This is a genomic window from Pseudomonas sp. P39-UII1, from assembly GCF_039672635.1.
Lineage (GTDB): Bacteria > Pseudomonadota > Gammaproteobacteria > Pseudomonadales > Pseudomonadaceae > Aquipseudomonas.
Map to the genome: position 1 here is coordinate 11,722 of NZ_JBDFPP010000027.1, position 23,310 is coordinate 35,031.

The 23,310-nt window shown below is 63.6% G+C and carries 15 protein-coding genes, 4 tRNA genes and 1 pseudogene; 9 read left to right on the top strand and 11 right to left on the bottom strand.

The genetic code is table 11. The features are described 5' to 3' along the window. Positions 1–254: 254 nt before the first annotated feature. Complete coding sequence (locus ABEH27_RS22835) at positions 255–4,226, bottom strand: bifunctional nitrate reductase/sulfite reductase flavoprotein subunit alpha (protein WP_346615743.1); 3,972 nt, start codon at positions 4,224–4,226, stop codon at positions 255–257. A gap of 334 nt (positions 4,227–4,560) precedes the next feature. Between ABEH27_RS22835 and map the strand changes: the two genes are divergently transcribed. Continuing rightward, complete coding sequence (gene map / locus ABEH27_RS22840; RefSeq protein WP_346615744.1) at positions 4,561–5,337, top strand: type I methionyl aminopeptidase; 777 nt, start codon at positions 4,561–4,563, stop codon at positions 5,335–5,337. Positions 5,338–5,421: 84 nt separating this feature from the next. On the opposite strand, the gene ABEH27_RS22845 is transcribed toward map, so the two are convergent. The 4 genes from ABEH27_RS22845 to ABEH27_RS22860 form a co-directional block, all read right to left on the bottom strand. Further along, a tRNA-Asp gene (locus ABEH27_RS22845) sits at positions 5,422–5,498 on the bottom strand. 14 nt (positions 5,499–5,512) lie between these two features. Then, positions 5,513–5,588, bottom strand: a tRNA-Val gene (locus ABEH27_RS22850). A 169-nt stretch (positions 5,589–5,757) separates the two neighbouring features. After that, positions 5,758–5,834: transfer RNA gene (locus ABEH27_RS22855), tRNA-Asp, on the bottom strand. Between the two features lie 13 nt (positions 5,835–5,847). Beyond that, positions 5,848–5,923, bottom strand: a tRNA-Val gene (locus ABEH27_RS22860). A gap of 215 nt (positions 5,924–6,138) precedes the next feature. On the opposite strand from ABEH27_RS22860, the gene rdgC reads away from it, so the two are divergent. The 3 genes from rdgC to sugE all read left to right on the top strand — a co-directional run bounded on the left by rdgC (position 6,139) and on the right by sugE (position 8,573). Further along, entirely contained in the window at positions 6,139–7,059 is a 921-nt protein-coding gene (rdgC, locus tag ABEH27_RS22865) for a recombination-associated protein RdgC (protein WP_346615745.1), read from the top strand. Positions 7,060–7,174: 115 nt separating this feature from the next. Next, a complete protein-coding gene (locus ABEH27_RS22870) occupies positions 7,175–8,140 on the top strand; it encodes a bile acid:sodium symporter family protein (RefSeq protein ID WP_346615746.1) in 966 nt (321 codons plus the stop codon). Between the two features lie 115 nt (positions 8,141–8,255). Then, on the top strand, positions 8,256–8,573 hold the full coding sequence (sugE, locus tag ABEH27_RS22875; protein ID WP_054900524.1) for a quaternary ammonium compound efflux SMR transporter SugE: 318 nt from the start codon (positions 8,256–8,258) through the stop codon (positions 8,571–8,573). Positions 8,574–8,584: 11 nt separating this feature from the next. Here the strand turns inward: sugE and ABEH27_RS22880 are convergent, their stop codons facing one another. Next, a complete protein-coding gene (locus ABEH27_RS22880) occupies positions 8,585–10,462 on the bottom strand; it encodes a 1-acyl-sn-glycerol-3-phosphate acyltransferase (RefSeq protein ID WP_346615747.1) in 1,878 nt (625 codons plus the stop codon). A gap of 255 nt (positions 10,463–10,717) precedes the next feature. On the opposite strand from ABEH27_RS22880, the gene ABEH27_RS22885 reads away from it, so the two are divergent. Further along, positions 10,718–12,637: a methyl-accepting chemotaxis protein gene (locus tag ABEH27_RS22885; RefSeq protein ID WP_346615748.1), complete on the top strand. Its 1,920-nt coding sequence runs from the start codon at positions 10,718–10,720 to the stop codon at positions 12,635–12,637. 107 nt (positions 12,638–12,744) lie between these two features. Here ABEH27_RS22885 and ABEH27_RS22890 read toward each other — a convergent pair whose 3' ends face one another. From ABEH27_RS22890 to ABEH27_RS22900, 3 genes are all read right to left on the bottom strand, one after another. Then, complete coding sequence (locus ABEH27_RS22890; RefSeq protein WP_346615749.1) at positions 12,745–13,578, bottom strand: amidohydrolase family protein; 834 nt, start codon at positions 13,576–13,578, stop codon at positions 12,745–12,747. 27 nt (positions 13,579–13,605) lie between these two features. Beyond that, on the bottom strand, positions 13,606–14,880 hold the full coding sequence (locus ABEH27_RS22895) for an MFS transporter (protein WP_346615750.1): 1,275 nt from the start codon (positions 14,878–14,880) through the stop codon (positions 13,606–13,608). Between the two features lie 134 nt (positions 14,881–15,014). Next, positions 15,015–15,746, bottom strand: a complete 732-nt coding sequence (locus ABEH27_RS22900) for a GntR family transcriptional regulator (protein WP_346615751.1) — start codon at positions 15,744–15,746, stop codon at positions 15,015–15,017. A 227-nt stretch (positions 15,747–15,973) separates the two neighbouring features. Between ABEH27_RS22900 and ABEH27_RS22905 the strand changes: the two genes are divergently transcribed. After that, the gene (locus ABEH27_RS22905) at positions 15,974–19,450 is read left to right on the top strand and encodes a NahK/ErcS family hybrid sensor histidine kinase/response regulator (RefSeq protein WP_346615752.1); all 3,477 of its coding nucleotides are present in this window, start codon (positions 15,974–15,976) and stop codon (positions 19,448–19,450) included. Here ABEH27_RS22905 and rmuC read toward each other — a convergent pair. Both rmuC and ABEH27_RS22915 read right to left on the bottom strand, forming a co-directional pair. Then, positions 19,422–20,795, bottom strand: coding sequence for a DNA recombination protein RmuC (rmuC, locus tag ABEH27_RS22910; protein ID WP_346615778.1), 1,374 nt, complete (start codon positions 20,793–20,795; stop codon positions 19,422–19,424). The genes ABEH27_RS22905 and rmuC overlap by 29 nt on opposite strands. Positions 20,796–20,967: 172 nt before the next feature. Continuing rightward, positions 20,968–21,309 (bottom strand): annotated as a pseudogene (locus ABEH27_RS22915) (sel1 repeat family protein); the annotation flags it as partial. On the opposite strand from ABEH27_RS22915, the gene ABEH27_RS22920 reads away from it, so the two are divergent. The 3 genes from ABEH27_RS22920 to ABEH27_RS22930 all read left to right on the top strand — a co-directional run bounded on the left by ABEH27_RS22920 (position 21,236) and on the right by ABEH27_RS22930 (position 23,219). Then, the gene (locus tag ABEH27_RS22920) at positions 21,236–21,436 is read left to right on the top strand and encodes a hypothetical protein (RefSeq protein ID WP_346615780.1); all 201 of its coding nucleotides are present in this window, start codon (positions 21,236–21,238) and stop codon (positions 21,434–21,436) included. The pseudogene ABEH27_RS22915 and the gene ABEH27_RS22920 overlap by 74 nt on opposite strands. A gap of 827 nt (positions 21,437–22,263) precedes the next feature. Then, positions 22,264–22,488, top strand: a complete 225-nt coding sequence (locus tag ABEH27_RS22925) for a hypothetical protein (RefSeq protein WP_346615753.1) — start codon at positions 22,264–22,266, stop codon at positions 22,486–22,488. Positions 22,489–22,736: 248 nt separating this feature from the next. Continuing rightward, entirely contained in the window at positions 22,737–23,219 is a 483-nt protein-coding gene (locus tag ABEH27_RS22930; protein ID WP_346615754.1) for a hypothetical protein, read from the top strand. Positions 23,220–23,310 lie beyond the last annotated feature (91 nt).

Here is a 23,310-nt window from a genome sequence, read left to right on the forward strand (position 1 = left end):
CAAAAAAAAAGCGCCTGGAGCCGAAGCTCCAGGCGCCTTTGCCTGTATTCATCACGGAGTGCCCCTGGGTTGATCGCCGTTGATCAGTGGGGCTTGTTGTGCTGTAGATAAAGCAGGGAATGTGCCAGTTGTGTTGGCTGGGCTGGCCCCTCGCGGGCCAGCCCGCCCCTGCACGGTTGGAGCGGGCTTGTGGGCGACAGGGCCCACCCAGTCAATGCACATTCACGGTGCAACGCTCCCCATCCTGGAGCACTTCAGTACACATCACGACGGTACCGCCCGGCCTTGCTCAAGCTGTCCATGTAGGCATCCGCATCCACCCGGCCATGCTCGGCAATGATTTCACGCAGCGCCGCATCCACATCCCTGGCCATGTGCTGGGCATCACCGCAGACGTAGAAGTACGCCCCCGCCTCCAGCCACTGCCACACCTGCGCGCCCTGCTCGCGCAGGCGTTGCTGCACGTAGATTTTCTCGGCCTGATCCCGGGAAAACGCCGTGTCCAGGCGCAGGTGGCCGCTGGCCTGCCAGGCCTGCAATTGCGCCTGGTAATAAAAGTCGGTGGCGGCGTACTGCTCGCCAAAGAACAACCAGTTGGCGCCTTTGGCACCGCGCACTTCGCGCTCTTCGAGGAAGGCGCGAAACGGCGCTACCCCTGTGCCGGGGCCGACCATGATCACCGGCACGGTGTCGTCCTCGGGGAGTCGAAAGTGCTTCGACACCTGCGGGAAAATCGCCACTTTGACGGCCTGCCCGCGGTCGGCGAGAAAACTTGAGCAAACACCTTTGCGCTCGCCATAGCGCACGGTCGAAACGGTCAGGTGCACCTGATCAGGGTGCGCCAACGGGCTGGAACTGATCGAATAGAGCCGCGGCTGCAACGGCTTGAGCAGGTCAAGCCAGGTGGCCAGCGGCAGGTCCTGGGGGAATGCCTGCAGAACATCGATCAATTGCCGGCCCCAGAGCCAGTCCTGCAATTCGCTTTTGCATTCGGGCCGCAACAGGCGCTGCAGGTCGGCGGCTTGTTGGCTGAACCGCTGTAATTGCTGCGGGGTGACCTTGGCGATTTCCAGATGCGATTCCATCGCTTCGGCCAAGGGCATGACCGGCTGGCCTTTGAGCTGCACCTGGGCCTGACCATCGAGCTGCATCACAGCCAGCAGTTCCTCGACCAGCGCCGGGCAGTTGCGTGGCCACACACCCAGCGCATCGCCGGCGGCATAGGTGAAGCCACTGCCGGCAAGGTCGAACACCAACTGGCGGGTTTCCTTGCTGGCGCCCGGGCCATTGAGCAGGCGGTTCTCCAGCAAGGTGGCGGACCACGGTTGCTGCTTGCTGTAGCTCGCATCGGCTTCGCTCACCGGCAACGGCGCAGCGGCACTGCCCAGCGCTGGCAACAACGCGTCGAGCCAGGTGGCGAAGGCCTCATCGAAGTCGGGCTCGCAGTCGACCCGCGGCAGCAAGCAACGCGCCCCCAGCTCGGCCAGGCGCTGGTCGAGCTTGCGGCCAAACCCGCAGAATTGACCGTAGCTGGAGTCGCCCAGGGCCAGCACGGTATAGGGCACTTCGGCGCAATGAACGCCCTCTTCGCCTTGCAGCGCCTGCCAGAACGCCGTGGCGCTGTCCGGTGCATCGCCATCGCCGAAGGTGCTGGCGATCAGCACCACACTGGCGGCGCCGCGCAACTGCCGCGGGCTCACCGCCTCCATGCAACTGAGCTGTACCTCCAGGCCGGCATTGCGCAAATGCGCAGCGCAGCGTTGGGCCAGTGCCTCGCCGTTACCGGTCTGCGAGGCCCACAGCACTTGGTGACGCGGTACCTCGGCGGGCGCTGCCGGTTGCGCGAACAGCCCGGCCAGCAGACCGTCGACGAACAAGCGTCGCGCCGCCGCCAGCGGTGCACTGGCCGGCAAGCTGGGCACGCCCTCGGCACGGGCCTGGTCGAGGCCGAGCAGAAAACCCTGCAGGTAATGACGCTCCTCTTCGGCCAGCACGGGGGCTGGCAGGGTATCCAGGCCGAGAAGACGAGAAAGGGTCGCGGTGGGCATGCGGGCAGGCTCCGGTATTGGCGTGGCGCCAGTCAGGTCGAGGGCTTCGATGCGTTCGCCAGCAACCCGCTCCAGGGCTACGGCGCAGTGCTTGAACGCGGGTTGCAGCGACAGCGGGTCCACCGCATCACAGGTGACGGCGTTGATTGCCAGCTGCTCGCCGACCACATCGTTCCAGTGGAACGGCGCGAAACAATTGCCGGGCATGACCCGGTCGCTGACCCGCGCTGGCAGCACGGCCTGGCCACGGCGGGAACGGATAGCCACCTGGTCCTTGTCGTGGATACCCAGCCGGGCGGCATCCTCGGGGTGGATTTCGACAAAGGGGCCGGGCTCCAGTTTGTTCAGCGCCGGCACCTTGCCGGTCTTGGTCAGGGTGTGCCATTGGTGCTGTACCCGGCCGGTGTTGAGCACCAGCGGGTAGTCGGCGTCTGGCAGCTCTGGCGCGGGGAGCCAGGGCCGGGCGAAGAAACGCGCCTTGCCGCTGGCGGTTGGAAACACCACGCTGGCGGGGTCGCCGTTTTCGACATAACGCAGTGGGCTGCGGTCATCCACCCGGCCGGGGGCGCAGGGCCATTGGCGCGGCTTGTCGCGCAGGGCCTGATAGCTGATACCACGCAGGTCGTAGCCGGTGGCCGGGTTGTAGAAGCGGCGGATTTCGTTGTACACCGCTTCGGCGTCGGAGTAATCGAACGCCTCGGCATAGCCCATGGCGCAGGCGACCCTGGCGATGATCTGCCAGTCCGGCAGGCTCTCACCCGGCGCTTGCACCGCACGGGGCATCAAGGTGAGGTTGCGCTCGCTGTTGATCATCACGCCCTCGCCTTCGGCCCACAGCGCGGCGGGCAGCAGGATGTCGGCGTAGCGGTTGGTTTCGGTATCGAGGAAGGCGTCCTGGGTGATCACCAGCTCAGCGTGGCGCAGGCCGTCGATCACCTGCTGGCGATTCGCGACGCTGGCCACCGGGTTGCTGCAGATGATCCAGCAGGCTTTCACGTCACCCGCCTTCATCTGCTCGAACAGCGCCACTGTGCCTTCGCCGCCTTCTGCGCGCAGGCTACCGGGAGCCATGCCCCACTGCGCCTCGACGAAGCTGCGGTCGCCTGCGACCAACGCCGAGCGCTGGCCGGGCAGGCCCGGCCCCATGTAACCCATTTCGCGCCCGCCCATGGCATTGGGCTGGCCTGTGAGCGAAAACGGCCCGCTGCCGGGCCGGCAGATGGCGCCGGTGGCCAGGTGCAGGTTGCACAGCGCGTTGCTGTGCCAGGTGCCATGCACGCTCTGGTTCAAGCCCATGGTCCAGCAGCTCATCCACTGCCCGGCAGTGCCGATCAGCTCGGCAGCTTGGCGGATGTCGGCTTCCGAGAGCCCGGTGATGGCCGCCACGCGGTCCGGCGTGTAGTCGTCGAGGAACGTGGGCAGCTCATCCCAGCCCTCGGTGTGGCGGGCGATGAATTCGGGGTGGGTCTGGCCGTTGCGGTGCAGCAGGTGCAGCAGGCCGTTGAGCAGGGCCAGGTCGCTACCGGGGCGCACCTGCAGGAACAGGTCGGCCTTGTCGGCGGTGGCGGTGCGGCGCGGGTCGACGACGATCAACTTTGCCCCGGCTTTGACGCGGTCCAGCAGGCGCAGGAAGAGGATCGGGTGGCAGTCGGCCATGTTCGCACCGATCACCAGGAATACGTCCGCGCGCTCGAAGTCCTGGTAGCTGCCAGGCGGGCCGTCGGCGCCGAGGGACAGTTTGTAGCCGCTGCCAGCACTGGCCATGCACAGGCGCGAGTTGGATTCGATATGGCGGGTACGAATAAAGCCTTTGGCCAGCTTGTTGGCCAGGTATTGGGCTTCCAGCGACATCTGCCCGGAGACATACAGTGCCACGGCATCCGGGCCATGCTGGTCGATGATGCCGCGCAGCCGCTCGGCGGCTTGGGCGATAGCCTGGTCCAGGCTGCTGCGTGCCGGTTCGTGGTCGCGTTGCTGGCGCACAAATGCACGTTCCATACGCCCGGCGGCGGTCAGCGGAATGTGTGCGGTAAGGCCCTTGGTGCACAGCCGGCCGAAGTTGCTCGGGTGCTGCTTGTCGCCGCTGACCTTGCTGACCTTGCCGTCGGCCACGCTCATGACGATGCCACAGCCGACGCCGCAATACGGGCAGACGCTGCGGACTTCAGTACGGGTCATGGGCGGGTCTCCTGAAGCAAACGCAAAAGGCGCCGGCTGCCCCGGCTTGCTTGGCAAGCGGGGGCAACACGGCGCCTTTGTCGTGAAAAGTTGAAGGCGGTCGACGTTGACGGCCTTGGGTAGAGGTGTGTCAGCAATTGTTGGGCCAGCTGGCAATCTGAGCGGAGCAAGCCGCTCCAACAGGGGCTGTGTGGTTGCTGCAGGGCCGAGGGTGTGTCGGGAACAGGCCGCGCAGCAGCCCCAAAACGGTGACCAACGCACCATCAGGTGGCAGCCATGACGCTCATGGCGCTATGCTGAAAGCTTTCCGCCGCAGAGCTACTTCGCCCCCACTATGTCCCAGGTGATCCTCAAGACCCCCGCTCAACTCGACCTGATGCGCAACGCCGGCCGTTTACTGGCCCAGGTGTTCGCCGACCTCGACAGTTTCATCCGCCCCGGCGTGACCACGATGCAGATCAACGACCGCGCCGAGGCGTTCATCGTCAGCACCCTCAAGGCACGCCCGGCGAGCAAGGGCCAGTACGGCTTCCCCTACGCGCTCAATACCTCGGTGGACCATGTGGTCTGCCACGGCATGCCCAAGGCGGATGAAGTGCTGAAGGAAGGTTCGATCATCAACGTCGACATCACCCTGGAACAAGGCGGCTACATCGCCGACTCGTCGAAGATGTACAGCGTCGGTGAGGTGAGCGACGATGCCCGCAAGTTGGTCGAGACCACCTACGATGCGCTGTGGAAAGGCATCGAACAGGTGCGCCCAGGGGCAACGCTTGGCGACATCGGCCATGCCATCCAGCTACACGCCGAGGCTGCCGGCTACAGCGTGGTACGCGAGTACTGTGGGCATGGTATCGGCCAGCAGATGCATGAAGGGCCCGAGGTGCTGCATTTCGGCCAGCGCGGCATGGGCATGAAGCTCAAGCCCGGGATGGTGTTTACCATCGAGCCGATGATCAACCAAGGTGGGCGAAGCACGCGGACGCTGAAGGACGGCTGGACAGTGATTACCCGCGACCACACGTTGTCGGCGCAGTGGGAGCATACCGTGGCAGTGACAGAAGATGGGGTTGAGGTGCTGACGTTGCGGCAGGAAGAGCGCAATCGCTGATGCGGGCGTAGAAACAAAAAAAGCGACCCTAAGGTCGCTTTTTTTGTAACTTCCGGGTGTTCAGTGGGCCCTGGAAGTTGAATATGGCGCAGCGGACGGGACTCGAACCCGCGACCCCCGGCGTGACAGGCCGGTATTCTAACCGACTGAACTACCGCTGCGCTATTTCATCGAGTGGTGGGTGATGACGGGATCGAACCGCCGACCCTCTGCTTGTAAGGCAGATGCTCTCCCGGCTGAGCTAATCACCCTTCGTCTCGGTGAGGCGCGCATTCTACGGAGGAACCGACACCTTGGCAAGTGCTTGGCCTGTTTTTTTTCACAGCCCGGCAAGACCCAAAATGCACAAACAAAAAAAGCGACCCTAAGGTCGCTTTCTCTGTTACTTCCGGGTGTTCAGTAGGCCCTGGAAGTTGAATATGGCGCAGCGGACGGGACTCGAACCCGCGACCCCCGGCGTGACAGGCCGGTATTCTAACCGACTGAACTACCGCTGCGCTATACATCGAGTGGTGGGTGATGACGGGATCGAACCGCCGACCCTCTGCTTGTAAGGCAGATGCTCTCCCGGCTGAGCTAATCACCCTTCGTCTCGGTGTGGCGCGCATTCTACGGAGGGAGTGCCACCCTGGCAAGCACATTTTTCAACTTTTCTAAAAAAAATTCCCAGGCCTTTCAAAGACCTAGCGTAATCAGCCGTTTCCTGCCGCTTTACCGCTGCTGGCCCTGTGACAGGGCTGGCCTGGAACGGCCGCTCGGAGAATAATGCCCCCCTTATGCATTAAGGAGAGACTCACCCTCATGTGGTTCAAGAACCTGCTGTCCTACCGCCTCACCCAGGAAGTGCCGTTCGAGGCTGAAGCACTGGAAGCCGCCCTGGCCAGCAAGCCGGCCCGCCCCTGCGCCAGCCAGGAGCTGACCACCTATGGTTTCGTCGCGCCGTTCGGCAAAGGCGAAGACGCTCCCCTGGTGCATGTCAGCGGTGAATTCCTGCTGATTGCCGCACGCAAGGAAGAACGCATCCTGCCAAGCAGCGTCGTCAACGATGCGGTTAAAGAGAAAGTCGAAGAGATCGAGACCGAGCAGATGCGCAAGGTCTATAAAAAGGAACGCGACCAGATCAAGGACGAGATCATCCAGGCGTTCTTGCCGCGTGCGTTCATCCGCCGCTCGATGATCTTCGCGGCCATCGCCCCGCGCCTGGGCATGATCCTGGTCAACTCGGCCAGCGCCAAGCGTGCCGAAGACCTGCTGTCGACCCTGCGCGAAGTGATGGGCTCGCTGCCGGTGCGCCCGGCCACCGTGAAAATCGCGCCGGTCGCGACCATGACCGACTGGGTCAAGTCGCAACAGGCCGCTGAAGGCTTCTATGTACTGGACGAATGCGAACTGCGCGACACCGCAGAAGACGGCGGCATCGTGCGCTGCAAGCGCCAGGACCTGACCGGCGAGGAAATCCAGCTGCACCTGAGCACCGGCAAGGTGGTGACCCAGCTTGCCCTGGCCTGGCAGGACAAACTGTCGTTCGTGCTGGACGACAAGATGGTCATCAAGCGCCTGAAGTTCGAGGAACTGCTGCAGGAGCAGGCCGAACAGGATGGTGGTGATGAAGCCGCGCAGCAGTTCGATGCCAGCTTCCTGCTGATGATGATGACTTTCACCGAATTCCTGCCGGTGCTGTTCGAAGCACTGGGTGGGGAAGAGATTCCGCAAGGGGTCTGAGCAGGATGATCGACCGGTGCTGGCCTTGAAGTATGCTGCGCCAGCACCGGCCTTTCGCGGGCAAGCCTGCGAAGAGTCCATCGAAAATCACACCTATAAGTACAAGGACTTGCCCATGCGTGCCCTCGCCGCCTTCAGCCGCTTCGTCGGCAACACCTTCGCCCTGTGGGTGCTGGTGTTCGCCTGCCTGGCCTTCCTGCAACCGCAATGGTTCATCGCGCTCAAGGTTGCCATCGTGCCGCTGCTGGGCCTGGTGATGTTCGGCATGGGCCTGACCCTCAAACTCGACGACTTCGCCGCCCTCGCCCGCCAGCCCTGGCGCGTGGCGCTCGGGGTGGTCGCGCACTTCGTGATCATGCCCGGCATGGCCTGGCTGCTCTGCCAGTTGTTCCAGCTGCCAGCGGAAATCGCCGTGGGCGTGATCCTGGTCGGCTGTTGCCCGAGCGGCACGGCATCGAACGTGATGGTGTGGCTGTCCAAGGGCGACCTGGCGCTGGCAGTGGCGATCGCTGCGGTGACCACCCTGCTGGCACCACTGTTGACCCCGGCGCTGATCTGGTTCCTGGCCTCGGCCTGGCTGCCGGTGTCCTTCATGGACATGTTCTGGTCGATCCTGCAGCTGGTGATGCTGCCGATCGTGCTCGGCGTGCTGGCCCAGCGCCTGCTGGGTGCGCGGGTGCAGCTGGCAGTGCAGGTGCTGCCGCTGGTGTCGGTGGTGAGCATCGTCATGATCGTCTGCGCGGTGGTGGCGGCCAGCCAGGCGAAGATCGCCGAATCGGGGCTGCTGATCATGGCGGTGGTGGTGCTGCACAACAGCTTTGGTTACCTGCTGGGCTACCTCACCGGCAAGTTCTGCAAGCTGCCACTGGCGCAGCGCAAATCGCTGGCACTGGAGGTGGGGATGCAGAACTCGGGATTGGGGGCGGCGCTGGCAGCGGCGCACTTCTCGCCGCTGGCGGCAGTGCCAAGTGCGCTGTTCAGCGTTTGGCACAATATTTCCGGGGCACTGCTTTCGACCTGGTTCCGGCGCATGGAGGCGCCTTCACAGGAAGCTGAAAACGGCGAGCCTGTGCGCCACTGACTTGCCATCTCACCTGCAAATGGGCACTCTGGTGCCCACTGTGAGGACGGCCTCACGACGCACCGCGTGACCATTCCGGGGACGGCCCCATCATTCAAACGATGGAGACATACTCATGTCCTGGATCATCCTGTTCTTCGCCGGCCTGTTCGAGGTTGGCTGGGCTGTCGGCCTCAAATACACCGACGGCTTCACCCGCCCACTCCCCACCGTGCTCACCGTCGGCGCCATGGTCATCAGCCTGGGCCTGCTGGGCCTTGCCATGAAAGAACTGCCACTGGGCACCGCTTATGCCATCTGGACCGGCGTGGGCGCAGTGGGCACAGTGATCGCGGGGATCATCCTGTTCGGCGAATCCATGGCCCTGGTGCGGCTGGTCAGTGTGGCGCTGATCGTCTGCGGCCTGATCGGCCTGAAAGTCAGCGCCAGCTGACCACCCCCCGCTTAGCGCAGGTCGCCGCGCAAGCGGCTGACTTGCTCACGCAACAGCTCTGGCTGCGCAGCCTCCACCGGGATGGCGGCGCCCGCCACGATGGTCACGCGTGACCACAAGCGCTTGAAGAAGCCCTTGCCGGGATCACGGCTGAAGAAACTCCCCCACAGCCCCCGCAGCGCCAACGGGATCACCGGCACAGGGGTTTCTTCCAGAATGCGGCTGACACCGCCCCTGAATACATCGATCTCGCCATCGCCGGTCAGCTTGCCTTCCGGGAAGATGCACACCACCTCCCCCGCCGCCAGGTAGTGGGCGATGCGGGCGAACGCGCGTTCATAGATGGCAGGGTCCTCATTGCGCCCGGCAATCGGAATGGCGCCTGCGGTGCGGAACACGAAGTTGAGCACCGGCAGGTTGTAGATCTTGTAGTACATGACGAAACGGATCGGCCGACGGATCGCCCCGCCGAGCAGCAGCGCATCGACGAACGACACATGGTTGCACACCAGCAGCGCGGCGCCTTCGTCCGGGATGCGCTCGAGGTCGCGGTGCTCCACGCGGTACATCGAATGGCTGAGCAGCCAGATCAGGAAGCGCATGGTGAATTCGGGCACGATCCTGAAGATATAGGCGTTGACCAGGATATTGAGCAGCGACACCACCAGGAACAGCTGCGGGATGCTCAAGTCGGCGAGGCCCATCAACACGATGGTAAGGACCGCCGACACCACCATGAACAAGGCATTGAGAATGTTGTTGGCGGCGATCACGCGCGCCCGCTGGTCTTCGGCGGTACGCGCCTGGATCAGCGCATACAGCGGCACGATATAAAAGCCGCCGAACACCCCCAACCCGACGATCGACACGAGGATCCACCAGGCCTGGCCCATGCCTAGCAACTGCAACCAGTCGTGCGGCACTGCCGCAGCCGGCACATCGCCGGAATGCCACCACCAGAGCAAGCCGAACAGGGTCAGGCCGAACGAGCCAAACGGCACCAGGCCGATCTCGACCTTGCGCCCACTGAGGCGTTCGCACAGCAGCGAGCCCAGGGCGATGCCGACCGAAAACAGGGTCAGCACCAATGTCACTACCGTGCCGTCACCGTGCAGCCAGTCCTTGGCGTAGGCCGGGATCTGGGTCAGGTAGATGGCGCCGACAAACCAGAACCACGAGTTGCCGACTATCGAGCGCGACACCGCTGGCGGCTGGCCAAGGCCCATGCGCAGGATCACCCAGGACTGCTTGAAGATGTTCCAGTCCAGCGGCATCTGCGGTGATACCGCTGCGGCGCGGGGGATCCAGCGGCTGGCCAGGTAACCCAGCACTGCGGTGCCGACCACCCCGCCCGCCACCACCGTGGCATAGCTGTCGCTGGCCATCATCACCCCGGCGCCAATGGTGCCGGCCAGGATGGCAAGGAAGGTACCCATCTCCACCAGGCCATTGCCGCCAACCAGCTCTTCTTCACGCAGGGCCTGGGGCAGGATCGAGTATTTCACCGGGCCGAACAACGCCGAGTGGGTACCCATGCCGAACAGGGCCACCAGCATCAGCGCCAGGTGGTTGGTGACAAAGCCCAGCGCGCCGATGGCCATTATGGCGATTTCGGCCAGCTTGATCGCGCGGATCAGCGCGTCCTTGGCGAACTTCTCGCCAAACTGGCCACCCAGCGCCGAGAACAGGAAAAACGGCAGGATAAACAGCAAGGCGCAGAGGTTGACCCAGATCGAACGGTCGCCATCGCCAAGGCTGAGCTTGAACAGGATCGCCAAAATCAGCGACTGCTTGAACAGGTTGTCGTTGAAGGCACCCAGTGACTGGGTGATGAAAAACGGCAGGAAGCGCCGTTTGCCGAGCAAGGTGAATTGCGAGGAATGACTCATCGTCCTTGTTCCCTGAGGGGCTTTAGTCATTGGAGGCCCGTAGGCCGCAGGAAGCCACAAATCTGCACGGGAAACCCTGGCGTTGGCAAGCCGTGCCCGCCGGGGCCAACACCTGCATGGCCTGATGGCAGATTGCCCCCAAATTGATTACAGATTTTGTTACATCTGCCGATAATTCATATAGATGACTATATCTGACAGAAGTAACGGACCTACGGTCTCCTCCAACGCATAAGAAAAGGAGCTCAGCAGTATATGTTTACCTGGTTCGGCGACGTGAAAATCGCCCACAAACTTTTCCTCGGTTTCGGCCTGGTGCTGTGCCTGACCTTGATCCAGTCGCTGATCGGTTGGAATGGCCTCGGTAGCCTGGTGCGGCGCAGTGAAGTGGTCAGCGACGTCTCGCGCCTCAACGATGCACTCGGTGATCTGCGCGAAGCCCGCCTGCGCCATGCCATGGCCAACGGCGGGGAAAACGAAGGCAAGGCGTTGCAACAGGCACTGCAAGCGTTTCAGGCGCCGCTGGCGCAGTTGCGCGGGACGCTGGTAAAGCCACAAAGCCTCGCGCTGGTCGACAAGGCCGAGCAGACGCTGAACGGGTATGCCGCCGACCAGGCACGCAGCTTCCAGTCGTACCAGAAGATGCGCGCAGCGCAGAAGGAAATGGGCACCCTCGCCAGCAACGCGTTCGCCAGCATCGACGCGATTCGCAAGCAGGTCCGCGCCCTGCCCGACGCCGAGCAGCGCTTTGTGCGCAGCGAAGCGATCAACCAGATCCGCGAAAACCTGATCCTGCTGCGCTACCACGTGCGCGGCTACACGGGTAACACCAACGCTGACACCGAACAGCTGATGAACGCGCAGATCGCCACCACGGTGAACGACCTGCCCGGCCTGGTGGCGCGGTTCAATGGCGGCTTCGCCGAGCAATTCACCACGATGAACCAGCAGGTGCGCGCTTATGCCGAAGCGGTAGAGGCGTTTCGTGGTGAAGTCAGCAAACTGGTCGAGTACCGCGCCGCCATGGCTGCAGGCATCGACACGCTTAACGGCCTGATCGGCCAACTGCTCGATGCCCAGGCGGTGTCGGTGGTCAGCGACAGCCAGTTCGCCAGGAACCTGCAGATCATCACCACGGTATTGGCGCTGTTGATCGGCATCCTCGCCGCCGTGGTCATCGCCCGGCAGATCAGCACCCCGCTGCAGCAAGCCTTGCGCGCCATGCAGCAGGTGGCTGCCGGTGATCTCAGCGAGCAACCTGCCAGCCGCCGCCGCGACGAAGTCGGCCAGTTGCAGAATGCCCTGCAGGGCATGACCCGCAACCTGCGCGAGCTGATCGCCCAGGTGCGCGACGGCATTTCGCAGATTGCCAGTGCCACCGAGGAGCTGTCGGCGATCACCGAGCAGACCAGCGCCGGGGCCAACAACCAGAAGGTCGAAACCGACCAGGTGGCCACCGCCATGCAGGAAATGGCCGCCACCGTGCACGAGGTGGCGCGCAATGCCGGCGAGGCCTCGCTCGCGGCCAGTGCCACGGATGAAGAAGCCCGCGAAGGCGACAGCGTGGTCAACCGCGCCGTCGCGCAGATTGGCCGCCTGGCCAGCCAGGTGGACGCCACCGGCGAAGCCATGGGTGCACTGCGCAGCGAAAGCCAGCGCATCGGCAAGGTGATGGACGTGATCAAGGCCGTGGCCGAACAGACCAACCTGCTGGCGCTCAATGCCGCGATCGAGGCGGCCCGTGCTGGTGAGGCAGGCCGGGGCTTTGCCGTGGTGGCGGATGAAGTGCGCAGCCTGGCCCAGCGCACCCAGGCGTCGACCCTGGAGATCGAGTCGGCGATCGGCAGCCTGGAGCAAGGCACCCGCTCGGTGAGCGAGCTGATGGAACAGAGCCAGAGCCTGACCGAGAGCAGCGTGGCACTGGTGCGTGAAGCGGGTGTGGCGCTGGAGGGGATTACCCAGCGGGTATCGGGGATCCAGCTGATGAACCAGCAGATTGCTGCAGCCTCGGAGCAGCAAAGTGCGGTGGCCGAAGAGATCAGCCGCAGCGTGGTGACGGTGAGGGATATTTCAGAGCAGACGGCTGAGGCCAGCCAGCAGACTTCTGCGTCCAGTGTCGAGCTGGCGCGCCTCGGTGGGCAGTTGCAGCAGATGATCAGCCGGTTCCGGTTCTGATAGTGGGCGGGCAGTAACGGCCCTATCGCGGGCAAGCCCGCTCCTACAGGCTGCGCGATACCTGTAGGAGCGGGCTTGCCCGCGATAGGGCCAGCACTGACGCTGCATCACTCGAACCCGAACAACCCCCGCGCCGTATCCACCAACAGCGCCCGACGCAGTTCGGCCGAACACCCCAGCGCCTCGAACTGCTCGACCACCGCGGCAAAGCTCACCGCCGATTCATGCTGGGTGTGCGGCCAGTCACTGCCCCACATCAAACGCTCGGCACCATAGTGCGCCTCAAGGGCCCCCAGCGCCTGGCGCGCAAACGCCAGGTTCTGCTCCGGCGAACCCTCCAGGCGATAGATGCCGGACACCTTGACCCAGACCCTGCCCTTGCCACCCAGTGTCAGCAGCTCGGCAAACCCCGGCTGCCCCAAGCCCAGGCGTGCGTCGGGCCGGCCAAAATGGTCGACGACGAGGTTCAGGCCATACGGCTCCAGCGCCCGAACCAGCGCCGGAATATCCGCCACCTGGCGGTGCAGCTCCAGGTGCCAGCCCTGCTCGCCGATGCGCTCCAGCAAGGTTTGCCATGGCCTGGCACGCAGATCAGGCAAGGCCTGGCCCATGAGGTTCAGGCGCACGCCCCTGACCCCAAGGCCGGCCATTTCTTCCAGGGTTTCGCGCTCGACGTCCTGCTCCAGCATCACCACCCCGCGCAACTGCCCCGGCACGGTCTGCAGGGCGCTGAGCAGGTAACGGTTGTCGGTGCCCAGGAAACTGGGCTGCACCAGCACGCCATGGCTGAAGCCATGGCCCTGCAACTGGCCCAGGTAATCGCCCAGCGGCGCGTCGTAACTCGGCGCGTAGCGGCGCTCGCTGGCCAGGTTCAGGCCACGGCTGAACACGTGGGCATGGCTGTCGATGGCGGTAATCAATGAAGCTGGAACGTCGGGCATGGTTTTCAGTCGGGACAAGGGTCAGGGTTACTTGGCGGCAGCGCCGGCCAGGTGTGGCGCGGGGGTGGCCTCAAGGTTGCGGCCGCGGGTTTCCGGCAGGCACAGTGCGGCGATCATGGCAACGCCGTAAGCGATGCCAGCGTCGATGCCGATCGCGCTGCCCAGCGACATGGACTCGCTCATGTGGCCGACCAGAAACGGGAACACTGCCGACAGCACACGGCCGAAGTTGTAGCAGAAGCCAACACCGGCGCCGCGCACATCGGCCGGGTACAGTTCGTTGAAGAACGACCCCAGGCTGGCCGGAATACCGGCGGCGAAGAAGCCCAGCGGGAAGCCCAGGAACAGCATCTGGGTGTTGGTCAGCGGGAAGAACACATAAGCCTGCACGGTCAGCACGCAGCACAGGGCGAACAGCAGGATGTTCTTGCGTCGGCCGATGCGGTCGATCAGCAGGCCACTGATCACGCAACCGCACCAGAAGGCGAAGATGATCACCGCCAGGTAGCCGCCGGAGTTCAGCACCGAAAGGTTGCGTTCAGTCTTGAGGAAGGTCGGCAACCAGGTCATCACCGCATGGTAGCCGCCGTGAGCACCCAGCCCCAACAGGCCGCCAAGCAGGGTCACGCGCAGCAGCTCGGGGCGGAAGATGCCGGCCATCGATTTGAAGAAGCTGACCGGAATGGCCTTTTCCTTCTGCAGGCGTTGGAAGCTGTCTGGCTCTTCCACGTTGCGGCGCACCCAGATAATCAGCAGCGACGGCAGCAGGCCGACGAAGAACATCACCCGCCAGGCGTATTCCGCCGGCACCAGCGAATAGATCAGGGTGAACAGTGCCACCGCCAGCCCCCAGCCCACGGCCCAGGCGCTCTGCACCGTGCCCATGACCTTGCCGCGGTATTTCGGGTTGATGGTCTCGGCCATCAACACCGCCCCCGCTGCCCACTCGCCACCGATGCCAAAGCCTTGCATGGCCTTGACGAACAGCAGCGGATAGAAGCCGGTGACGAATGCCGACAGGAAGGTAAAGAAGGAGAACCACAGGATCATCCACTGCAGGGTGCGCACGCGGCCATAACGGTCCGACAGGGTGCCGCCGAGCCAGCCACCGATGGCCGAGGTGACCAGGGTGAGGCCGCTGATCAGGCCGGCGTCGCCCTTGGTCAGAGAGAACGCGGCAATCAGCGCCGGGATGGCCAGGCCGAACATCTGCACTTCCAGCGCATCCAGCGACCAGCCGCCGAAGCAGGCCCAGAACGTCTTGCGTTCCCTTGAGGTGATCTGGCGGTACCAGCTGAACATGATTTTTATCCTTCTTGGTCGTGTGTGTGACGGCCGGGCGTACCGAAGCTCTGGGCACGCTGGCGACCGGGCAGGCGAAGCCACCGCGCCGTGGCAGAACGGCGCAGACGGGTAACAGGGCGAAACAGCCGGGGTCAGCGAATGTCGATGCGGTACCGGAAGTGCTGGGCATGGCCACGCGAGCGGCGCCATTCCAACGGTTTGCCGGCGTAGTCACGGGCCAGACGCTCGATCACCACCACCGGGCTGTCGGCCGGCAGTTGCAACAAGCGCCCATGCACCGCATCGACCGCCTCGGCGGTCAGGGTTTCCTCGGCGTAGGCGACCACCTGGCCGCACAGTTCTTCGTAGATCGGGTAAAGCAGCGGGCCCTTGCTCTGCAGCTCGACCTCGAGCAGCGGCTGGAACGTCTCGCGCGGCAGCCAGATTTCTTCAGCCAGCACTGGCTGGGCCCCGAGCAGACGGGTACGAACGATGCGAATCACCTCGGCCTCGGGCGCCAGCCCCAATGCCTCGGCAACCGCTGACGGTGCCGGTACGGGCTCGATGGAGAGGATGCGGCTTTGCGGCATCACCCGTTCGCCGTTGGCGCTTTCGAACCGGAAGAAGCGGAACAGCGAAGATTGGAACTGCGGGCGGCGGATAAAGGTGCCGCGGCCTTGCTGGCGTTCCAGCACCCCTTCGGCCACCAGCACGTCGACCGCCTTGCGCACCGTGCCGACGGACATGTCGAACTCGGTCGCCAGTGCCGCTTCGGTGGGGATCGCTTCGCCGGGGCGCCAGCGGTTATTGGCAATCTGCTCGATCAGGTGGTCGCGCAGTTGCTGGTAGCGGGGTAGTCGAGCATCACCGGACAATGGGGGCATGGTCGCTCTCGTCTTGTTATATAAACATATATATGAATTTTTCCGAGAGTATTCCCGCTGGATGGCAGGGTGTCAATCCTCCGCTGGTCGCCTGTGCGGGCCTCTTCACCGGCCAGCCACAGCACCACACCGGTGCGCCTACAACCATCGTCTGCGCTGACGAACGCTCAGCTGCGTGCCAAACTGGTTGATCGGGACCGCGTTATCTTTCTTGCTTCGGAGTTTTCATGTCGTTGTCCAGCGGGCTGATCGCCGTGGTCGCCCTGGCCTATATGGCCGTCATGTTCGCCATCGCCTTCTACGGCGACCGCCGCAGCACGCCGCTGCCGCCGCGCCTGCGCGCCTGGGTGTACAGCCTGTCACTGGCGGTGTACTGCACCAGCTGGACGTTCTTTGGCGCGGTCGGCCAGGCGGCCGAACAGCTGTGGGCGTTCCTGCCGATCTACCTGGGCCCGATCCTGCTGCTGCTGTTCGCACCCTGGGTGCTGCAGAAGATGGTGCTGATCAGCAAGCAACAGAACATCACCTCGATCGCCGACTTCATCGCCGCCCGCTATGGCAAGTCACAGACGCTGGCAGTGGTGGTGGCGCTGATCTGCCTGGTGGGCGTGTTGCCCTACATCGCCCTGCAGCTCAAGGGCATCGTGCTCGGCGTCAACCTGCTGATTGGCGCCAATGCCGATGCCACCGGCACCCGGGTGCAGGACACGGCGCTGGTGGTGTCGCTGGTGCTGGCGCTGTTCGCCATCGTCTTCGGCACGCGCAGCCTGGACGTCACCGAACACCACCGCGGCATGGTCCTGGCGATTGCCTTCGAGTCGCTGATCAAGCTGCTGGCCTTCCTTGCGGTCGGCGTGTTCGTGGTGTTCAACCTGTATGACGGCTTTGATGACCTGTTCACCCAGGCTCGCCAGTCGATCCACCTGGAAAGCTACTGGCAGGAGACCATCAACTGGCCGTCGATGGTGGTGCAGACGGCCGTGGCGATGATGGCGATCATCTGCCTGCCGCGGCAGTTCCACGTGACCGTCGTGGAGAACATCGAGCCGCAGGACATGCGCCTGGCGCGCTGGGTGTTCCCGATGTACCTGGCCCTGGCCGCGCTGTTCGTGGTGCCGATTGCCCTGGCCGGGCAGATGCTGCTGCCCGGTACGGTGATATCCGACTCGTTCGTGATCAGCCTGCCGCTGGCCGAAGCGCACCCGAGCCTGGCCTTGCTGGCCTTCATCGGCGGCGCCTCGGCCGCCACCGGCATGGTCATCGTCGAGGCTGTGGCGCTGTCGACCATGGTGTCCAACGACATGCTCCTGCCTTGGCTGCTGCGCCGCAACAACGCCGAACGGCCGTTCGAGGTGTTCCGCCACTGGATGCTGTCGGTGCGCCGGGTGACCATCGTGGTGATCCTGCTGCTGGCCTACGTCAGCTATCGCCTGCTGGGCTCCACTGCAAGCCTGGCGACCATCGGCCAGATTGCCTTCGCCGCCGTGACCCAACTGACCCCGGCCATGCTCGGCGCGCTGTACTGGAAGCAGGCCAACCGCCGCGGCGTGTTCGCCGGCCTGGCGGCGGGCATTTTCCTGTGGTTCTACACCCTGGTACTGCCGATCACCGCCCACAGCCTCGGCTGGTCGCTGGAGCTGTTCCCAGGCCTTGCCTGGCTGCATGGCAACCCACTGAGCCTGCCGATCACGCCCCTCACGCAAGGCGTGGTGCTGTCGCTGGCGGGCAACTTCACCCTGTTCGCCTGGGTCTCGATGCTGTCACGCACCCGCGTGTCGGAGCACTGGCAGGCCGGGCGGTTCATCGGCCAGCAGACCAGCGCACGGCCCAATGGTAAACCGCTGCTGGCGGTGCAGATCGATGACCTGCTGACCCTGGCTTCGCGCTTTGTCGGCGAGGAACGCGCACGGCAAAGCTTTATCCGCTTCGCCTACCGCCAGGGCAAGGGCTTCAACCCCAACCAGAACGCCGACGGCGACTGGATCGAACACACCGAACGCCTGCTCGCCGGCGTGCTCGGCAGCTCCTCGACCCGCGCCGTGGTCAAGGCGGCCATCGAAGGCCGCGACATGCAGCTGGAAGATGTGGTGCGTATCGCCGACGAAGCCAGCGAGGTGCTGCAGTTCAACCGCGCTCTGCTGCAAGGCGCCATCGAGAACATCAACCAGGGCATCAGCGTTGTCGACCAGAACCTTCACCTGGTGGCCTGGAACCGCCGTTACCTGGAACTGTTCAACTACCCCGACGGGCTGATCAGCGTCGGCCGGCCGATTGCCGACATCATCCGCTACAACGCCGAACGCGGCCTGTGCGGCCCGGGCGAGGCACAGGTGCATGTAGCCCGGCGCCTGCACTGGATGCGCCAGGGCCGTGCGCATTCGTCCGAGCGATTGTTCCCCAATGGCCGGGTGATCGAGCTGATCGGCAACCCGATGCCCGGCGGTGGTTTCGTCATGAGCTTCACCGACATCACCCCCTTCCGCGAGGCCGAACAGGCACTGCGCGACGCCAACGAGGGGCTGGAGCAGCGCGTGGCCGAGCGCACCCATGAACTGTCGCAGCTCAACCAGGCCCTGTCGGAAGCGAAGAGCCAGGCAGAAGCGGTCAGCAAGTCGAAGACCCGCTTCCTGGCAGCGGTCAGCCACGACCTGATGCAACCCCTCAATGCCGCACGGCTGTTCTCCGCCGCCCTGTCGCAGCACGCCGAAGGCTTGAACGATGAAGCCCAGCAACTGGTCCAGCACATGGACAGTTCGCTGCGCTCGGCCGAGGAACTGATCAGCGACTTGCTGGATATCTCGCGCCTGGAAAACGGCAAGATCACCCCGGACGCCAAGCCATTCGCCCTCAACGACCTGTTGGACACGCTGGGCGCCGAATTCAAGGTGCTGGCCGCCGAGAAAGGGTTGGAGTTCCGCCTGCGCGGCAGCCGCTTGCGGGTAGACAGCGACATGAAACTGCTGCGCCGGGTGCTGCAGAACTTCCTTACCAATGCCCTGCGCTATGGCAAGAGCCCGATATTGCTGGGTGCACGCCGCCAGGGTGAGCAGCTGTGGCTGGAAGTATGGGACCGCGGCCCGGGCATTGCCGACGACAAGCTGCAGGTGATTTTCCAGGAATTCAAACGCCTGGACAGCCACCAGACCCGCGCCGAGAAAGGCCTGGGGCTGGGCCTGGCAATTGCCGACGGCCTGTGCCGGGTGCTTGGCCACCCACTACAAGTGCGCTCGTGGCCTGGCAAAGGCACAGTGTTCCGCGTCAGCGTGCCAATCGCCCGCCAGGCCGCAGTCGCGCCGACAGCACCGGTGGAACAGGCCAGCCAGCCGCTGGGCGGCCTGCAGGTGCTGTGCATCGACAATGAAGACAGCATCCTGATCGGCATGAACAGCTTGCTCAGCCGCTGGGGCTGCACGGTATGGACAGCGCGCAACCGCGCCGAATGCGAAGCCTTGCTGAGCGAGGGCATGCGCCCGCACCTGGCGCTGGTGGACTACCACCTGGATGACGGCGATACCGGCACCGCGCTGATGGGCTGGCTACGTGCCCGTTTGGGTGAGCCGGTGCCGGGCGTGGTGATCAGTGCCGACGGCAGCAAGGAAACCCTGGCCACGGTGCACGCCGCCGGCCTGGACTACCTGGCCAAGCCGGTCAAGCCGGCGGCCTTGCGCGCCCTGCTCAATCGCCATCTGAGCCTGGTTCAGTAACGGCCTCGTCCGGCAGTTTTTCATCCGTCAGTGCCCGTTCCAGCAGGTCGGCCGGCAGGCTCTTGCTGGCACGGGCGCCGAGCAGCTTGAGCTGTTCGCTGCGGCTGACCAGGTTGCCGCGCCCTTCGCAGAGTTTATTGCGCGCCGCAGCGTAGGCCTTGTCGACCTGCTGCAGGCGGCTGCCCAGCTCGTCCAGGTCCTGGATGAACAGCACGAACTTGTCGTATAGCCAGCCGGCGCGCTCGGCGATCTCGCGGGCGTTCTGCCCCTGGCGCTCCTGCTTCCACAGGCTGTCGATCACCCGTAACGTGGCGAGCAAGGTGGTTGGGCTGACGATCACGATCTGCCGGTCGAACGCTTCCTGGAACAGGTTCGGCTCGGCCTGCAAGGCTGCCGAAAACGCCGCTTCGATGGGTACGAACAGCAGCACGAAATCCAGGCTGTGCAGCCCTTCGAGGCGGCTGTAGTCCTTGCTCGACAAGCCTTTGACGTGGCTGCGCAGCGACTGCACGTGCTGCTTGAGCGCGTTCTCGTCGCTGCTGCTGACATACTGCTGGTAGGCGGTCAGACTGACCTTGGCGTCGACCACCACCTGTTTGTCGCCCGGCAGCAGGATCAGCACGTCGGGCTGGAAGCGCTCGCCATCGGCGCTTTTCAGGCTGACCTGGGTCTGGTACTCGCGGCCCTTCTCCAGGCCGGCATGTTCCAGCACGCGCTCGAGGATCAGTTCGCCCCAGTTGCCCTGGGTCTTCTGGCCTTTGAGCGCCTGGGTGAGGTTGGTGGCTTCGTCGGACAGGCGCTGGTTGAGCTGCTGCAGGCGCTCCAGTTCCTTGCCCAGCGAGAAACGCTCACGCGCTTCTTGCTGGTAGCTTTCCTCGACGCGCTTTTCAAAGGCGTGAATGCGCTCCTTGAGCGGGTCGAGCAACTGGCCCAGGTGCTGCTGGCTGGTCTGGGCAAAGCGTTGCTCACGCTCGTCGAAGATTTTCGTGGCCAGGTCGGCAAACTGGGCGCGCAGGGTATCGCGGGCTTCCTGCAGGTCTTCCAGGCGTTGCTGGTGGCTGTCCTGCTGCTCGCGCAATTCAGCCTCCAGCCGCGCGCCCTGAGCCTCCAGGCGGCGCAATTCGGCTTCGCGGCTGGCCCGTTCCAGGTGCCAGGCGTGAGCTGCGTCACGGGCATTGTCGCGGTCGACCTGCAACAACTCCAGCTCACGGCCCTGGGCGGCCAGCTGAGCCTGCTTGACGGCGTTGGCTTCACTGAGGTCGCTGACCTCGTCACGGCTGGCATCCAGCTGCGCCTGCAGGCCAGCCTGCGCCAGCTGGGCGCCATTGAGGCGCTCTTCGAGCAAGGCCTGCTCGCCCTGCCGGGCGCTGTGGCGACGCTGCACGTGCATGACCCATCCCAGGCAAGGCAAGGCGCCTGCCACCAAGCCCAGCAGAATGCTGGTCAGATCCACTGCCATGCTTACCCCGAACGAACCGTTGCAAATGAGCTGCAGCTTATCAGTCTGCTTGCTCTGGCGCCTGCTGTGGCGCATCGGCCTGGCACAGCCGCGCATACTCCACTTGCGCCCGCTGATCACCGGCCCGCGCAGCCTGGCGCAGCAGGTCCTGGCCGATACGCCGGTCGCGGGCATTGCCGCAATCGCGGCAGAGCATCTGCCCTAACCGGCTCTGGGCCACCACCACCCCTTGGCGCGCTGGCTGCTTGAGCAGCCGCCCGGCCAAATGCTTGACCTGAGGCTTGTCGCCCAGGCGCGGGTTATCGAGCAGCCATAAAGCCACTTTCATGGAAAAGCGTTTGGGCGAAGGGGCTGGTTGCGCCACAGCGGGGCTGGCGAGGTGTTTACCGCGAAATTTCATCACAAACAGGGAATGGCAACTCGAAAGGCGCGCCACTCTACTCTTTTTTGTGCCGGATGGCCTGTCGATTTTTGGAGGGTTGAAAAAAAATTTCACCGATCTTTTCTTGACGTTTCCAAGTGGATGACCAACCGGTCTGCTGGTGCCTGATGATTGTCGGACAGTTCTGATATTTGCTGGCACACCCGTCCTAGAGCAAGCGCTCGGGACAATCCACAGTTCCTGTGGATAACTCGGTGGACAACCCCCGTATTGACCCCGCAAACCCCTATGAAATGGGGCTTACAGTCAAACTGTCGATTTTTTCACCAGCTAAAATTAGTGTTTTTTTTCATTGACTTAAGGTGCCAGTCAAGGCATTGGCGAGCTTCTGCAGGACTGTTGCCGGGCTGTTACAACCCCCGCCTCGAATGTGAACAAGTGCACCGAAAACCCGCATTCGAATGCACGAAATTGGTACATCCGGCCAGTTGCAGGCCACTTGCCCCCTCTTCCCACGGCGCGAAAGAAGCGCCATACTGCTCGGCTACCTGAGGGAGTGACGCAAGGCTTGCAAAGCCCGCCGAGTTCCGGTAAGGTGCCCCTCGTTAGTACCAAGCTGAAAGTCAATTCTGGCCAGAAGCGTCCTTGCAGTAGAGCTCCCCCCAAGAGCATCACTGCTGAAACCAGGACCGGCCCTTTCGATGATTCACTCGCCAGCCCCGCGCTGTTCAAGCACGAATCACGTGACAGATTGATCAGGATTCCATACCGATGGCCTAGAACCTTGGCCCCGGCATGCTGCCTGCCCTCTGAAGTACCTACCAGTCAGCCCAAGCGCCCACTTTTGATTGCGCCTCCTCTGGCTGCCCTGTTCCAGTCAGGTTCGTTCGTCCCTTAATAAAGGCGTCACTGGAACGTTTCTATCATGCACGGATCATAACTCCCGTGTTTAAAGCAGGAACATCCAACAATATGCATACTCATCATCAAATTCAGGCTGCCATTGGCACCCTTTCCCAGGCCTTCTCCCCGTTGAAGTGCCTGATCACTGCCCCACGCAAGGGCAATTTCAGCTTCACCCTGGTGGACGAGCACGGCATCGCCTGTCACACCGAACGCCTGTACCCAGAGCAGTACAGCCGCTCGGAACCGCTGCAAGCCGTCATCGCCCGGACCCGCCAGTCGCTCACTGCGTGAGCGGCGAATACCGGGGCATTCAAGCGCTGAATGTTCCGAGTCGCACGCTACCTGTTCGTTCTTTGCTTAAGTGCCGCATGGCATATAGCGCAGAACGTCAGGCAGCAATCGATTTAAAAACAGCCCTTTACACCATGATTATCACACTACACTTCAACTCGAGCGGTGCTTACCGCTTCCGGCGGGCCTGAACACTCACCAGCTGCCAAGCTCCAGCGCCCGTCGGTCCCTTACTGCTCGAGGGCATCATGGGTATTGCGGCGAATGAATTGTGTCAGTATGTGATTCGACCAACCTTGGTCTACCTTGATCGTCACTGTGCCAGTGCCGAAGCCCTTTTGCTCGGCATCGCAGCCAGCCAATCCGCGCTCGGCTCCGCCCTGCACGACCGCCGTGGCCACGGCCTCTACCGCATCGGCGAGCATCGCCATCAGGCCGTCTGGGATGATTTCCTCGCCCGTGATCCGGAGCTAGCCAGCCTGGTACGCGGCCTGGCGAGCCAGCACGCGTTTCTGGGTGGGCCGCACCTGGAACTTGCAGTCAACCTGCGCTACTCCACCGCCATTGCCTGGATGCTCATCGAGGCGCAATCAACGCCCTTGCCTGCCGCCGACGATCTGCTGGGCCAGGCGCGCATCTGGCGGCAAATCTTCCACCCCCAAGGTCGCTTGCGCGACTTCACTCAGGCCTGGCATCTGTGTATTGAACAGAAGTTTCCACAGGCATCTTAAGAAACGCCCTACACGTTTACCGGAAAAAAAGGAATTTTGGTCGGATTGTCCTACAAAACCGCTCTATCTCCTGTGATTGAGGCTATAGCGC

Excerpts from the sequence above, each read along its gene's own strand:
- ABEH27_RS22835 (WP_346615743.1), bottom strand. The coding sequence starts at position 4,226 with ATGACCCGTACTGAAGTCCGCAGCGTCTGCCCGTATTGCGGCGTCGGC.
- map (WP_346615744.1), top strand. The coding sequence starts at position 4,561 with ATGTCCCAGGTGATCCTCAAGACCCCCGCTCAACTCGACCTGATGCGC.
- rdgC (WP_346615745.1), top strand. The coding sequence starts at position 6,139 with ATGTGGTTCAAGAACCTGCTGTCCTACCGCCTCACCCAGGAAGTGCCG.
- ABEH27_RS22870 (WP_346615746.1), top strand. The coding sequence starts at position 7,175 with ATGCGTGCCCTCGCCGCCTTCAGCCGCTTCGTCGGCAACACCTTCGCC.
- sugE (WP_054900524.1), top strand. The coding sequence starts at position 8,256 with ATGTCCTGGATCATCCTGTTCTTCGCCGGCCTGTTCGAGGTTGGCTGG.
- ABEH27_RS22880 (WP_346615747.1), bottom strand. The coding sequence starts at position 10,462 with ATGAGTCATTCCTCGCAATTCACCTTGCTCGGCAAACGGCGCTTCCTG.
- ABEH27_RS22885 (WP_346615748.1), top strand. The coding sequence starts at position 10,718 with ATGTTTACCTGGTTCGGCGACGTGAAAATCGCCCACAAACTTTTCCTC.
- ABEH27_RS22890 (WP_346615749.1), bottom strand. The coding sequence starts at position 13,578 with ATGCCCGACGTTCCAGCTTCATTGATTACCGCCATCGACAGCCATGCC.
- ABEH27_RS22895 (WP_346615750.1), bottom strand. The coding sequence starts at position 14,880 with ATGTTCAGCTGGTACCGCCAGATCACCTCAAGGGAACGCAAGACGTTC.
- ABEH27_RS22900 (WP_346615751.1), bottom strand. The coding sequence starts at position 15,746 with ATGCCCCCATTGTCCGGTGATGCTCGACTACCCCGCTACCAGCAACTG.
- ABEH27_RS22905 (WP_346615752.1), top strand. The coding sequence starts at position 15,974 with ATGTCGTTGTCCAGCGGGCTGATCGCCGTGGTCGCCCTGGCCTATATG.
- ABEH27_RS22920 (WP_346615780.1), top strand. The coding sequence starts at position 21,236 with ATGGAAAAGCGTTTGGGCGAAGGGGCTGGTTGCGCCACAGCGGGGCTG.
- ABEH27_RS22925 (WP_346615753.1), top strand. The coding sequence starts at position 22,264 with ATGCATACTCATCATCAAATTCAGGCTGCCATTGGCACCCTTTCCCAG.
- ABEH27_RS22930 (WP_346615754.1), top strand. The coding sequence starts at position 22,737 with ATGGGTATTGCGGCGAATGAATTGTGTCAGTATGTGATTCGACCAACC.